Genomic DNA, 14024 nt, shown 5'->3' with positions numbered 1-14024 from the left:
CTGGTGAAAGCGATATTGATCTGTGCCGCGCTGGCCGCGGCGAGTCTGACCGGATGCGCGGGGTTGAGCGCCGACGTGCACACGGCGAATCCTTCGGCCGTACTACAGGGCGAGCGCACCTACACGATTGCGCGCATGCCGTCGCAGGACGCCAGTGCGGATCATCCGCAATTTGAAACCATGCTGCGCGATGAACTGGCGAAGAACGGCTTCATCGATACGGCGGGCAAGTCCGCGCACTATTTACTGTCGATTGCCTATGACACGCGGCCGGGCGCGGTGGGCGTGAGCGTGAAGGATTGCGCACCAGGCACATGCGAACGCTCACCCGAACCCCCGTTTGCGCTGTTCGGCGGACGCGCTTATCAGCATTCGTTGACCCTGCGGTTTTTCGAGCAGTCGAGCGGACAGGAAGTCTACAGAGTGAACGCGGCCAGCAGCGACCGCGATGCTGATCCCCTGCACGCGATGCCGGCGCTCGTGAAAAGCGCCCTGGCAAAATTCCCTTTCGATGCGCCGCCCGACTGGCGCGTGAAGCTGCGCACCGATCAGGCGAGCGGCGTGCCGAATGTGGTTTCGGTGAAGCCGGTGCAGCCTTAAGGCCCCTGCGCTATTCCGGCGTTTTGCCGTCTTCCGGCCAGTGGTTTTCGAACACGCAATCGGCGAGCGGCATGCGGCTTGCCCAGCGCTCGGTTTCCAGCATCGGCTCGCTGTAGAACTGATCGACGTGGCCGAGACACAGGATCGCCACCGGCCGCGCGCCCTCGGGCATATGCAGTAGCGTACGGACCGTGTCGACGTCGAATAACGACACCCAGCCCATTCCCAGACCTTCCGCGCGCGCGGCGAGCCACATGTTCTGGATCGCGCACGCCACGGACGCGAGGTCCATCTCCGGCAGCGTACGGCGTCCGAAGATGTGCCGCTCGCGGCCGTCCATCAGCGCCATCACCAGCAGTTCGCCGCAGTCCAGCATGCCTTCCACTTTCAGCTTCATGAACTCTTCGCGCCGCTTGCCGAGGGCGTCGGCGGTGGCGAGGCGTTCGCTTTCGACTGTTGCGTGCAATGCCGTGCGCAAAGCCGGGTCGGTGATGCGCGCGATGCGCCAGGGCTGCATGAAGCCGACGCTCGGCGCGTGATGCGCCGCGTCGAGCAGGCGTTGCAGCACGGCAGGGTCGACCGGCTCACGCACGAAATGGCGCATGTCGCGCCGTTCGTAAATGGCGCGGTAGACGGCTTCCCGCTCGGAATCGTTAAAAGGCTTCGCCATGGAACAGGGCGGCCGTGAAGGCCGGGTTGGAGGGCCAGTAAGCGTGCATATAGGTTGCCACAATCGAGCCCACGCGGAACACGTTTTCGCCAGGTGCATCGCCGTGCGGCCGGGTGGTTGAACGCAGCGGTGCGAGCGGCGTCGTCAGTTTAGAGTAGTGGAAGGTGTGGCCGGTCATGGGACCGTGCAGACTGTCGATCTGTTGCATGCCGAGCGCGGTGAAGCGCGTTTGCATCGTGGCGTGGCCGGGCAGCAGGCCGAGCATCGGCGTTGTCGTGCCGCTTGTGTCGGTCAACTGTTCAAGCAGGTAGAGCATGCCGCCGCATTCGGCAACGACTGGTTTGTCCGCCGCCGCGTGCGCGCGAATCGTTGCGGCACTGCGGGTGTTGCCGGTGAGCGCTGCCGCATGCAGTTCGGGATAGCCGCCTGGGAGGTACAGGGCGTCGGCGTGTTCCGGCAGCGCTTCATCGGCGAGGGGAGAGAAATAGTCGATGTGCGCGCCGAGTGTCTCCAGCAGCGTGACGTTGGCCGGATAGATGAACGAGAATGCGGCATCGCGCGCGATCGCGATCCGCTTACCTTCCAGAAGGCGGGGCAGGGCTTCCGGCACGGGCGCCCCGAATTCGACCGGCGGCGGCAACTCGGCCAGCGCGGTTTGCGCGAGCGCATCGGCGGCGCGATCCAGGCGCATTTCCAGGTCGTCGATCTCCGCGGCTTGATGCAGTCCGAGATGGCGATCGGGCAACTCGATTTCGTCGTTGCCGGTGATGTGTCCACACCAGCGCAGGCTCGGCGGTAACGCCTCTTCGAGCATTTGCGCGTGCCTTGGCGAGCCGACGCGATTGGCGAGCACGCCATAAAACGGGACGTGCGGCCTGAATTGAGCGAGGCCGAAGGCGACCGCGCCGAAGGTCTGCGCCATCGCTTTCGCTGAAATCACCGCGAGCACCGGCACGCCGAACGTGGTGGCCAGATCGGCACTGCTCGGCGTACCGTCGAACAGACCCATCACGCCTTCGATCAGGATCAGATCCGCTTCAGCCGCCGCTTGTGCGAGCAGGTTCCGGCAGGCCGGCTCGCCCACCATCCACAGATCGAGCGACAGTACCGGCGTGCCGCTGGCACGCGCCAGAATCATCGGATCGAGAAAGTCAGGGCCCGTCTTGAACACGCGCACGCGTCGCCCGAGCCGCCGATGGTAGCGCGCCAGACCCGCGGTAATCGTAGTCTTGCCTTGACCCGACGCCGGCGCGCTGATGAACAGCGCGGGGCACGCACCGAAGGAAGTCTTCCGTTCCGAAGGAAGTCCCCTTGGGGGATGGGGGGACGCTTCAAGCGAAGTCCCTTTGGGGGACGCGGACATCGCTCAGAACTCCACGCCGCGCTGCGCTTTCACGCCTTGCTCGCGATACGGGTGCTTGACGATGCGCATTTCGGTGACGAGGTCGGCGGCTTCGATCAGCGCGTCTGGCGCGTGGCGGCCGGTCACCACCACGTGCAGCATGTCAGCACGCGCGTTCAGGACCGACAGCACTTCGTCGAGCGGCAGGTATTCATACTTCAGCACCGTGTTCAGTTCGTCGAGGATCACCATCTGATAGTCGCCGCTCTCGATCATGCGGCGCGCTTCGTCCCAGCCTTTGCGCGCGGTGGCGATGTCGGCGTCGCGATTCTGTGTGTTCCAGGTGTAGCCGTCACCCATCGTGACGAAATCGCAATTGGCGATCGCACCGAGGAAGTCGCGCTCCGAGGTATGCAGCGCGCCTTTGATGAATTGCACGACGCCGAGGCGCATGCCATGCCCCAGCACACGCACGGCCATGCCGAACGCCGCCGTGGTTTTGCCTTTACCGGTGCCGGTGTTGACGATCAGCAGACCTTTTTCGACGGTGGCGCTGGCCTGCTTTTTCTCGTGGCCTTCGCGCCGGCGCTCGGTCATGCGTTGATGCGATTCGGGATCGGTCTTCATGGCAGGTCCTGTTTTTGAGTTTCGTTGGTTGTCTGTTCGCGGGCGGCGTGGGCGGTGGTCGCGGCGATCGCCACTGTGACGCCGTTGTGGATGGTTTTGCGCACGAGTAGCCGCGCGTTAGAAGCATTGGGTGCGGGCGACGCAGGTGAGGCGATTGGGGCAGTCGATGCGGCCAATGCAACTGAGGCAAATGTCGGCGCATGGGCGGCGCCTGGTGCGCGGGCCACATCAGATTCGGACGCCGCGGCGAGCAACGCGCACGGTTCGCAGACGCCGTCGATGCCGAGGTGCTCGCGTGCGGCTTCAGATGGATCGTCCACCGCTATCGCCGCAATCTGCGCGCCGCTGAACAGCTTCAGCGGCAGCGCATGACGTGCGCAGAATTCGAGCAAGCCCGCTTCGTGGGCTTTGGTGTCGATCGAGGCAATCGTGCTGATTTCATCGAATGTGCGCGAGCCGAGTGTGGCGCGTACGGCAACTTCGATCTGCTCAGCCGAATTGTGCAGGCGGCAACCGATGCCGACAGCGAGCGTTTTCATTGCGCGCCCACCGCGCCCACCACACCAGCATTCACAGCATCCCGTGCCAAAGCTAGCGAAGCCACTCCACCGATCACCACGATTGCCGGCGATCCGAGTCCGGCGCGCGAGACCGTATCCGCGAACTCGCCGAGTCGCGCGAGCACGTGCCGTTGCTCAGGACGTGTCGCCGATTCGATCGCCGCGGACGGCGTATCGGCGCTCATGCCGGCCGCGAGCAATGCGCCGACGATATCGTTCAGGCGACGCATGCCCATGTAAATCACCAGCGTCATCCGTGTGGCGACGAGCGCGGCCCAGTCCGGCTCGCCACTGCCGGCGCCGTGTCCGGTGACGAACACCACGCCTTGCGCGTAATCGCGATGCGTCACAGGAATACCGATTGCCGCGGGCGCCGCAATCCCCGCAGTGATGCCGTTGATCACGTCCACGCTGATACCCGCGGCCTGCAGCGCCTGCTGTTCTTCGCCACCGCGCCCGAACACGAACGGATCGCCGCCTTTCAAACGCGCGACGCTGCGTCCGGCCTGCACATGTTCGAGCATCTGCGCGACGATGCCGGCTTGCGGCGTCGATGGATGCCCGCCGCGTTTGCCGACGTACACGATCTGCGCGTCGGCGCGCGCGAACTGCAGCACGTCGGGGTTCACCAGATCGTCGACCAGCACGACATCGGCTTGCGCCAGGGCGCGCGTTGCTTTGAGCGTCATCAGTTCGATGTCGCCGGGACCGGCGCCGATCAGCCAGGCGCGGCTCATCGCGGCGTGCATGGCGTGCGCCATGTCGTGTCAAGTGGGAGCGGGTGAAACGCGAAGGGGTCCGAGGCGGCGGAAATTGAGGTCATGCGGTGCTACAGAGTACGCGCGACGAAAAACGCTGCTCGCCGCGTTTCCCACGGGAAAACGCCGACTGCCGCGCCACGTCGTGCTTCAGCGCCTTCACATCCGTCCCTCGCGGATTCCGGCGGACGGCAGCGTGACGTTCACTGCCTCCGCGTCTGGCCGGTATCCGGGCTGACGGCCTCATGCGTTTTGCCTTCCCGTCCGGATTCGTCAGACAGTGGCATCAAAAACGCATGCGCGATGCGAAAGCACCGCAGGTCGCTTACCGTTGCGGGGACAGCACAGGTTGAGCGCGGCAAGCGCGGCCTGTTTCCCGTTTAACTGCACATGCGAACGCATGTGCGGGCACCAAACGCGCGCATACGATAGCACACGGCAGGCCGCGCCGGCACTGCGGAAAGGCCTTGCCGACGCCCGCGCTTCCTTGACGGCACGGGGCGCTCGGCCTAAACTCGCACGCACTTTGGTGCTCGCATGCGCGCTCGTGCGCATGCAGTTAAACGGGAAACAGGGTGCCCACCTGCAATGGATCGGGTCAACCTGTGCTGCCCCCGCAACGGTAAGCGAAAAGCGGTTCCAGGTTGATTGCCTGGCGCCGCGGAGCCGGCTTCGATGTCCACGCGCAAGGCCGCGTCGGCATATAACCACTGGGCGAGAAACCACTCGCCCGGGAAGGGGAAGCGGCGCTTTCGCCAGCCCGGATACCGGCCAGACTACGAAGAATGACCACCGCGGGGATGCGGCGGCGCGTTCATGACCTCATTCCCGTTTTCTGTTTTCTGTTGCCCCGGCAACGCCGTTGTTCGTCCCCGCGTCTGGTTATTGTCGTGGCTTGGGGCATGCGCCCCGTTTGCCCGGTCTATACAGCCAGTGCGCAGGCGCATCGGCGTGCCCATGCAACTCCTACGGATGGACCTCACGATGCAAATTCAAATGCGCAAGATCCCCGTCACCATCGTCACGGGCTTTCTCGGCAGCGGCAAGACTACGCTGTTGCGGCACATTCTTCAGCATGCGGGCGGCAAGCGCATCGCGGTGATCGTCAACGAATTCGGTGAACTCGGCATCGACGGGGAAATCCTCAAGGGTTGTGGCATCGGTTGCGATGAAAACGGCGTCGAGACCGAAGGGCAGCTGTATGAACTCGCGAACGGTTGCCTGTGCTGCACCGTCCAGGAAGAGTTCTTCCCGGTGATGGAAAAGCTGGTGGAGCGTCGCGAACAGATCGACCACGTGCTGATCGAGACGTCCGGTCTTGCGTTGCCGAAGCCGTTGGTACAGGCGTTCAACTGGCCGCAGATCAAGAACAGCTTTACCGTCGACGCAGTCGTCACCGTGGTCGACGGCCCGGCCGCGGCGAGCGGTCAGTTTGCCGACAATCCGGTCGCCGTGGATGCGCAACGCAAGGCCGATCCGAATCTCGATCACGAATCGCCGCTGCACGAACTGTTCGAAGACCAATTGTCGGCCGCCGATCTGGTGATTCTGAACAAAACGGATTTGCTCGACGACGCACAGCAAGCTTCTGTCGAAAGTTCGATTCGTGAAGAAATCCCGCCGCAAGTGAAGATTGTGCGCGCGCAGATGGGCCGGCTCGATCTGCATACCTTGCTCGGCCTCGAAGCGGCTTCCGAAGAAACGATTCACCTGCGTCACGACCACCACGGTTCGGCCGAAGATGCCGATCACCATCACGACGAATTCGATTCGGTGGTGGTGCACGCGAATGTTTCGTCGCGCGAGGCTGTGATCGCCGCGTTGCAAGGGCTCGTCGAAACGAACACGATTTACCGCGTCAAGGGTTTCGCGGCGTTGCCCGGCGCGGCGATGCGTCTGGTGATTCAGGGCGTGGGCCGTCGTTTCGATAGTTATTTCGACCGGCGCTGGCAAGCGGGTGAAACTGGCGAAGGCCTGCAAAGCCGCTTCGTGCTGATCGGCGAAGACCTCGACCAGGCCACGCTGCAACAGGCATTCGACGCCGCATTGGGCGCCGGGGCGAGCGCCCAGCCGCAACAGGCGTAACCGGCCATGCATCTGCTGCGCACTACGCCGGGCGGCTTTGTCGACGATACGCAAGGCGTGATCCGTATCGATCAGCAGCCGGCCGATATCGTGGTACTCAGTTCTGCCGACACCACGCTGTCGCTGCTCGCGAGCGTGGTGCCTCGTCTGGGCGAGGGCTTTCCGAGCGTGCGGCTCGCGAACGTCACGTATTTGCGGCAACCAGCTTCAGTCGATTTCTATGTCGAAGACGTGTTGCAGCATGCGCGTGTCGTGGTGGTCGATCACCTCGGCGGCGAGGCATACTGGCCGTACGGAATCGAGCAGGTGGTCGCGCTCGCCGAGCGTAAGCAGCAGACGCTCGCGATGTTCTCCGGCGATCTGCAGGAAGATCCGAATCTACTCGCGCGCAGCACCGCCGACGCCGATTTGTGTCATCAGCTATGGCGCTACCTGCGTGAAGGCGGCCCGCAGAATGCGGAGGCGTTCCTGCGCGCTATCGCGTACCGCTCGCTTGGCTGGGGGCATGAGCCTGCGCCGCCGCGCGCGTTGCCTGCCGCGACGCTCTACCATCCCGAACGCGATACACCGACGATGGCCGACTGGCAGGCACGCTGGGTTAAGGGCGCGCCGGTTGCCGCGATTCTGTTCTACAAGGCGCATCTGCAAGCGGCCAACACGGCCGTGTTCGATGCGCTTATCGATGCGCTCGAAGCACAAGGCCTGAATCCGCTGCCGCTTGCGATTACGTCGCTGAAAGATGCGATGAGCCGCGACGTCGTACAGCAGTTGTGCGCGCAACATGATGTCGCGCTGGTGCTGAATACAACCGCATTCGCCGCGTCTGCCCTCGACGACCCCGAGCCGCTTGCGCTCGCTGGCGACGCTCCGGTAATGCAGGTAATTCTGAGCGGCGGCAATCGCGAGGATTGGGTCAAAGACAATCAAGGCCTCAACTCGCGCGATATCGCCATGCATATCGCGTTGCCGGAAGTGGACGGACGCATCATCACGCGGGCGATCAGCTTCAAGGGGCTCGCCTATCGTTGTCCGCACACCGAGGTCGATGTGGTCCGCTATCAGCCGGACCTCGAACGCGTCGGTTTTCTGGCCGAACTGAGCCGCCGCTGGTGCCGGTTGCGCACGCTCGATAACGCGGACAAGAAACTCGCGCTGATCCTCGCCAACTATCCGCTGAGCGAAGGGCGCATCGGCAATGGCGTGGGGCTCGATACGCCGGCCTCGGTGGTCGGCATTCTGTCCATGTTGCGCGACGAGGGATACCGCCTCGCGGCATTGCCCGCCGACGGCGACGCGCTGCTGAAGGCGTTGACCGAAGGCGTGACCAACGATCCGGTCGTGCGTGATTTGCGGCCCGCGCTGCAAAGCCTCGCGCTCGACGACTATCTGGTGCATTTCAATGCGTTACCCGCCGAAGCGCGCAATGCACTGAACACGCGCTGGGGCTCGCCCGAACAGGATCCGACCTTGCGGCGCGGCCGTTTCATGATCGCGGGCTGGCGCTGTGGGCAGGTGTTCGTCGGGATTCAGCCGTCGCGTTCGCGCGAGCAGGGCGATTACGCGAGCTATCACGACGCTGAACTCGTACCGCCGCATGCGTATCTGGCGTTCTATTTCTGGCTGCGTCATCAGTTTGGCGTCGACGCGGTCGTGCATGTCGGCAAGCACGGCAATCTCGAATGGTTGCCCGGCAAGAGCGTCGCGTTGAGCGATGCCTGCTGGCCCGATCTGATTCTCGGCCCGATGCCGCATCTGTATCCGTTCATCGTCAACGATCCGGGCGAGGGCAGCCAGGCGAAGCGTCGCGCGCAGGCCGTGATCATCGATCACCTGATGCCGCCGCTTACGCGCGCCGAAAGTTACGGACCGTTGCAAGACCTCGAACGCCAGGTCGACGAATACTATGAGGCGCTGATGGTCGATCCGCGCCGTTCGAAGCTGTTGAGGCGTACGATTCTCGCGACCATCGTCGAGCATAAGCTGCATGACGAATTGAGTCTCGCGGAGCCGAATGGACAGGACGCCGAGGACGCTTTGCTGACGCGCGTCGATGCATGGCTATGCGAGTTGAAAGAGGCGCAGATTCGCGATGGTTTGCATACGTTCGGGCAATCGCCCGCAGGGGTGCAGCGGCGCGACACATTGCTGGCTTTGGGGCGCTTTCCGGTCGGCGATGGCCACGGTGGCAAGGCTGGTTTGATCGATGCATTGGCGCGCGATCTGCAGATGGATCATCTGTTCGACCCGCTGTCGGTGGATTGGTCGGCGGCGTGGGACGGCCCTCGTCCTGACGTGTTGCAGCAGGTGAGCGACGCGGCGTGGCGGCACTGCGGCGATACACGCGAGCGTCTGGAACTGCTGGCGGCTGAGATGTTGCGTGAAGTGTGTGGTGATCGAGCGTCCAATACGGCGCCCGTGAACGGGACCTTGCCTCAAGCGGAACGCGTGATCGAGCGACTGCGCAACGACGTATTGCCGCGACTCGACGCCTGCGGTCCGCAGGAAATGCGGCATCTGAAGCGCGGGCTGGAAGGGCGCTTCGTGCCGCCGGGGCCGAGCGGTTCGCCGTCGCGTGGACGGCCCGATGTGCTGCCCACCGGTCGCAACTTCTATTCGGTCGATACGCGCGCAGTGCCGACTCAAGCGGCATGGTCGCTTGGTTTGAAATCCGCGCAGCAGTTGATCGAGCGGCATCTGCAGGAAAAAGGCGATTACCCGCGCGCAATTGGCCTCTCGGTGTGGGGCACCGCGACCATGCGCACCGGCGGCGACGACATCGCTCAGGCGCTTGCTTTACTCGGCGTGCGGCCTAAGTGGGCGCCGGGCAGTCATCGCGTGACCGACTTTGAGATCATGCCGATCGAGGTATTCGACCGGCCGCGTATCGACGTCACCTTGCGCGTGTCCGGTTTTTTTCGCGATGCCTTCGCGAACGTGATGCATCTGTTCGATGCCGCTGTGCAGGCCGTGGCCGAACTCGACGAACCCGAGGACCTGAACCCGATTCGCGCGCGCGTGCTGCGCGAACGCGACGCGCTGATTGCGCGCGGCATGGACGCCGCCGAGGCGCGCAAGCGCGCCGGCTGGCGTGTCTTCAGCGCGCGGCCTGGCGCTTATGGCGCGGGTCTGCAGGACATGATCGATTCGCAACAATGGCAAACCGACGCTGATCTTGCGACCGCCTATCAGGCGTGGGGCGGTTACGCCTATACGCAGAAAAGCGCTGGCGAAGAAGCGCGCCACGCATTCGGCACACGTCTCGCCGCGATGGATGTGGTGTTGCAGAACCAGGACAACCGCGAGCACGACCTGCTCGATTCGAACGATTACTACCAGTTCCAGGGCGGTATGGTCGCGGCGGTGCGACATCTGGCGGGCAGTCAACCGCAGATCTATCACGCGGATCACAGCAATCCCACGACGCCGCGCGTTCGCACGCTGCATGAAGAGATTGCGCGTGTGGTCCGCTCGCGGGTGGTCAATCCCAAATGGCTCGATGGCGTGAAGCGCCACGGCTACAAGGGTGCCGCGGAAATCGCGGCGACGGTCGATTATCTCTACGGCTACGACGCAACCGCACGGGTGGTCGCCGATCATCAATATGCGCTCGTCACCGATGCCTATCTGAACGATGCCGATACGCGCGAGTTCTTGCAGCGGCACAATCCGCACGCCATGCATTCGATCTGCGAGCGTCTGCTCGAAGCGATGCAGCGCGGTTTGTGGCAAGCGCCCGGCGACTATCGCGCGCAAGTCGAACAGCATCTGCTCGCGAGCGAGCAGCAGATCGAAGGAAAGCAAACATGAACGCAGCGACTCAACGGCCCGCTTTTCCATTTGCCGCGCTGGTCGGCCAGACGCCGCTGCAGCAGGCGCTCCTGCTGGCCGCGATCGATCCCGGTCTGGGCGGCGTGCTGGTGTGTGGGCCGCGCGGCACGGCGAAATCGACTGCGGCGCGGGCGCTCGCCGAGTTGTTGCCGGAAGGGCAATGGGTGAATTTGCCGCTCGGCGCGAGTGAAGACCGCCTGATCGGCACGCTCGACATCGAAACCGTGCTGCGCGATGGCTCGGTGCGTTTCTCGCCTGGTTTGCTCGCGAAAGCACATCGCGGCGTGCTGTATGTCGATGAGGTGAATCTGCTGCCCGACGCGCTCGTCGATGCGTTACTCGATGCGGCTGCCAGCGGCGTGAATACCGTCGAACGCGATGGTGTCTCGCATAGTCACGATGCGAGCTTTGTGCTGATCGGCACGATGAATCCAGAAGAAGGCGAGTTGCGGCCGCAACTGATCGATCGCTTCGGTTTGATGGTCGAATTGCAGAACTGTTTTGAGCCGCAGGTGCGTCAGCAGATCGTCAAGGCGCGTCTCGCGTTCGATCTCGACCCACACGGTTTTCGTGCTGGATATGCACAGCAACAGGAAGCGCAGGTTCAACGGATTCGCGCGGCGCGTGAAGCGCTGCCGCAACTCGAGTTCGACGACGCCGTGCATGCGCGTGTCAGTGCGCTGTGCATCGACGCGGCAGTCGACGGCTTGCGTGCCGATCTCGTGATGTTGCGCGCAGCGCGGGCATTGGCTGCATTGGAGCAGGCGGCTGTGGTCACGGCTGAGCATGTCGAGCGGGTCGCCGACGCGGTGCTGAGGCATCGGCGTCATGACCGCGAGACACGTGCGGAGGGTGGCGCACGCGAGAACGAAGCACTGCGACAAGCCGCTGACGATGCTAATGCGGCGTCTTCGCCGCCTTCGCAAGATACAGCGCCAGGTGCCGCTGCCGGCGACAGCGATTGGGGTTACTTGCCGCCGCAGCCCGCGGGCGTCGCACAGGTCAAAGGCGTCATTCCGCTCAACGCAAAAAAACGCTGAGCCATCGGAAGGGTGCCGCCGCTGACTCGAACAGCGGTTTTCGATGGCGGCAAGGTGCCGGAGCAGGTTCGCGTGGCCGTTTGCAAGGGGCGCCGGGCAAGCGCATCGCGTGGCTGCCGACGCTCACCGCGATGCGTCAGGACACGCTGCGCGCCGAGCATCTGCGCTTCGTGCGCGAGGTGCCACGGGGCGGTGTGCTGCATTGCTTCGTGCTCGATTGTTCCGGTTCCATGCTTGGTGGGCAGCGTCTCGCACTCGCGAAAGGTTTGCTGAGTGCGTTGTTCGATCGCGCAAGTACGTCGCGCGCCGAGGCGGCGCTGGTGTGTTTTGGCGGTGCTGGCGCTGATTTGCGGTTCGGTCCTGCCGTGCCGCGCTGGTGGAACGAGCGATGGTTGAGGCCGGTGGGTGGAGGTGGGGGGACGCCGTTCGCGTCTGGCGTGCGGCAGGCGGCGCAGGTGCTGGAGCGCAGCGCCCGACGCAAGCCCGCACAGCAGCGCTGGCTGTGGATTCTGACCGACGGCCGCAGCGGCGATCAGCCGGCGCGGCCGCTTCACGCGGACGAAGTGATATTCGTCGATTTTGAGCGGGAGGCGATTCGGCTAGGCCGTTGCCGGACGCTTGCCGATGCCTGGGGCGCGGCGCTTTTTACGCCGGAAGAACTGATCGCCTGAGTTGCACGTGCGCCATGCCGCGCGTTTTCGTGCGCTTACTTCAAACCGTTAGACCAATACTGCACGTCGTCCTGGCGGTCGAATACGAAGACTTTCATCGCCATCTGCTGCGCAGCATCGAGTTGATCGAGTTCGAGGCCGTGGATCGATGGCTCGGCCGGCGCACTGCCTTTCTGCACGTTGCGGATGACCGCGGTGGTTTCGATCACGGTTTGCTGCCCGGCCGATTTGAGGCAGAAGGCGACGCGCAATCGTTCGCCGACTGCACCCAGCGTCCATGAGGCGCTCAGCGACATGCCGAGTGTGCTGATGCTGTTGGCAACGCCCAGACCTTCATATGAATCGCCAGTTTCGCCGATGCCGAAGCGCACCGCGAAGTGCGCGTGGACGCGGATCGACTTGCGTTCGCGCAGGCGGCGGATCACACCGGGTTTCGATAGCACCACGTAATCGAATGGGGCGCGGCAAACTGACTCGACCGTGCAGACGAAACGAAACACGGCGTGAGTTGCTATGGCGACGATCTCGATGTTTTCGCCGAGGCGTAGTAGGTGGATGCGGCCATTTTGCAGTGGTGGCGTCACGAAGAGCGCGTGGTTGGGCGCGAAACCGATGATGCGGCATGGATGCATTGGGGCGCCGCTGCCGAGCTGGGAGCGCACGCCTATTAATGCACCTATCGTTAGGTGCATGTCCTTTATGGTGAGGGTGGCGGTGGGGTGGTCGGTTTGGGGTTCTGGTTCCGGTTGCGTGGCTGCGTTCAGTAAGTCGCCGCGGTGCGGGTGGAAGTTGTCGAAGAGGAATTTGCGCTCGTCCGTCGTGGCCAGGATGGCGCCGATGGCGAAGAGGAGTGTGCCGTCAGAGTCGGTGATTGGCCAGTCCAGGGGCGTGCCTATTGGGATTGCTTCTGGAAGGAGGTGCGGGGTCTCTGTTTGGGCATTTGCCTGAGTGTCCGCGTGGGTCTCTGCTTGAGCCTCTGCTTGGTTTTCCATGGTCGGCGGATAAATATGTGGCTGGATTACTTGTTTACGGCTGCGCCGGGTGGAGGCTTTAGGGGTTTCGGTTTTTTGTTTTGTTTTGTTTGGTTTGGTTTGTTTGGTTGCGCTCGCGTGTTGGGGTTTCCTTGAGCTGGATTCTTGGCCTTTCCTTGCTTTCTTAGCGGTCTATTAGTGTTCGCCCCTGTGCGGGGCAGGCACTTACTTTCTTTGCCGCCGCAAAGAAAGTAAGCAAAGAAAGCGGCTTCACACCGCTAGCCTATAAGCGGATCCCCCTGCTTGCAGAAGGGAGTGGTGCATCTGGAATCCGTGCCCCCGCACATTCAGCGTCAGTGACAAAGGCGTCATACCTCCGGCGGCGCTGCGCGCGCCGACCAGTACTTCACAAACCACTCCCCGTGTTCGCACTTCTTGATTGTTCTTGTTTATCCTTGTTTTGTCTTCGTAGCCTGCGCGTAGTTTCTATTGCGCATCCTCGATTCGCTCGCTCCCGCTTCCTCCTCCTCCTCGTCTTTGTGTCCCGAGTGTCCCAAGTGCTCGAGTGTCCCCCGTGTCTCCGGTGTCTCCGGTGTCTCCGGTGTCTCCGGTGTCTCCGGTGTCTCCGGTGTCTCCGGTGTCTCCGGTGTCTCCAGTGTCTCCAGTGTCTCCAGTGTCTCCAGTGTCTCCAGTGGCGCGTGATCGGTCGATCGAGTTAGCGTCTCTCGCTTGCAAAAAAATGCAATCACTGGTATTTGGCGAAGATTAACTCGGATAACTAAGTATTTTTGCGGTGGCCGGGCAAGGACTGTTTCAGTGCTTCTCAACTTTTTGAAAATAATTGCGCAAGAGGGATTGACGACATGTCGACC

General features: G+C 63.1%; 11 protein-coding genes and 2 riboswitches. Of the genes, 5 read left to right on the top strand and 6 right to left on the bottom strand.

What is annotated here, in order from left to right:
• Window positions 1-600 carry a DUF4136 domain-containing protein gene (locus PQQ52_RS15840; protein WP_408213380.1) on the top strand — a complete coding sequence of 200 codons (600 nt, stop codon included), beginning with the start codon at window positions 1-3 and terminating at the stop codon, window positions 598-600.
• Between the two features lie 10 nt (window positions 601-610).
• Here the strand turns inward: PQQ52_RS15840 and bluB are convergent, their stop codons facing one another.
• From bluB to cobA, 5 genes are read right to left on the bottom strand one after another with little or no spacing between them, the layout of a single operon-like run.
• A complete protein-coding gene (gene bluB, locus PQQ52_RS15835) occupies window positions 611-1270 on the bottom strand; it encodes a 5,6-dimethylbenzimidazole synthase (RefSeq protein ID WP_408212860.1) in 660 nt (219 codons plus the stop codon).
• Window positions 1254-2633, bottom strand: coding sequence for a cobyrinic acid a,c-diamide synthase CobB (locus PQQ52_RS15830; protein WP_408212857.1), 1380 nt, complete (start codon window positions 2631-2633; stop codon window positions 1254-1256). The genes bluB and PQQ52_RS15830 overlap by 17 nt, the downstream gene beginning before the upstream one ends.
• A gap of 3 nt (window positions 2634-2636) precedes the next feature.
• Window positions 2637-3239 carry a cob(I)yrinic acid a,c-diamide adenosyltransferase gene (gene cobO, locus PQQ52_RS15825; protein WP_408212854.1) on the bottom strand — a complete coding sequence of 201 codons (603 nt, stop codon included), beginning with the start codon at window positions 3237-3239 and terminating at the stop codon, window positions 2637-2639.
• Window positions 3236-3778 carry a cobalamin biosynthesis protein gene (locus PQQ52_RS15820; RefSeq protein ID WP_408212852.1) on the bottom strand — a complete coding sequence of 181 codons (543 nt, stop codon included), beginning with the start codon at window positions 3776-3778 and terminating at the stop codon, window positions 3236-3238. Before PQQ52_RS15820 ends, cobO begins: the two co-directional genes overlap by 4 nt.
• Window positions 3775-4536, bottom strand: a complete 762-nt coding sequence (gene cobA, locus PQQ52_RS15815) for a uroporphyrinogen-III C-methyltransferase (RefSeq protein ID WP_408213377.1) — start codon at window positions 4534-4536, stop codon at window positions 3775-3777. The genes PQQ52_RS15820 and cobA overlap by 4 nt, the downstream gene beginning before the upstream one ends.
• A 224-nt stretch (window positions 4537-4760) precedes the next feature.
• A riboswitch (cobalamin riboswitch) is annotated at window positions 4761-4988 on the bottom strand.
• 79 nt (window positions 4989-5067) lie between these two features.
• Window positions 5068-5347: riboswitch (cobalamin riboswitch) on the top strand.
• A gap of 194 nt (window positions 5348-5541) precedes the next feature.
• Here cobA and cobW point away from each other — a divergent pair.
• The 4 genes from cobW (at window position 5542) to PQQ52_RS15795 (ending at window position 12181) form a co-directional block, all read left to right on the top strand.
• Window positions 5542-6642 (top strand): cobalamin biosynthesis protein CobW, encoded by a 1101-nt coding sequence (gene cobW, locus PQQ52_RS15810; RefSeq protein ID WP_408212850.1) that lies wholly within the window; start codon window positions 5542-5544, stop codon window positions 6640-6642.
• A 6-nt stretch (window positions 6643-6648) separates the two neighbouring features.
• A complete protein-coding gene (gene cobN / locus PQQ52_RS15805) occupies window positions 6649-10449 on the top strand; it encodes a cobaltochelatase subunit CobN (RefSeq protein WP_408212847.1) in 3801 nt (1266 codons plus the stop codon).
• Window positions 10446-11510, top strand: a complete 1065-nt coding sequence (locus PQQ52_RS15800) for a magnesium chelatase ATPase subunit I (protein WP_408212844.1) — start codon at window positions 10446-10448, stop codon at window positions 11508-11510. The genes cobN and PQQ52_RS15800 overlap by 4 nt, the downstream gene beginning before the upstream one ends.
• Before the next feature lie 131 nt (window positions 11511-11641).
• On the top strand, window positions 11642-12181 hold the full coding sequence (locus PQQ52_RS15795) for a vWA domain-containing protein (protein WP_408213375.1): 540 nt from the start codon (window positions 11642-11644) through the stop codon (window positions 12179-12181).
• Window positions 12182-12216: 35 nt separating this feature from the next.
• On the opposite strand, the gene PQQ52_RS15790 is transcribed toward PQQ52_RS15795, so the two are convergent.
• A complete protein-coding gene (locus PQQ52_RS15790) occupies window positions 12217-13173 on the bottom strand; it encodes a flagellar brake protein (RefSeq protein WP_408212841.1) in 957 nt (318 codons plus the stop codon).
• Window positions 13174-14024: the final 851 nt, after the last annotated feature.

Source organism: Paraburkholderia sediminicola (assembly GCF_046030555.1).
In the GTDB taxonomy this organism is placed as follows: domain Bacteria; phylum Pseudomonadota; class Gammaproteobacteria; order Burkholderiales; family Burkholderiaceae; genus Paraburkholderia; species Paraburkholderia sediminicola_E.
Note: the sequence above shows the minus strand (reverse complement) of the source record. Positions and strands in the feature narration are given on the sequence as shown.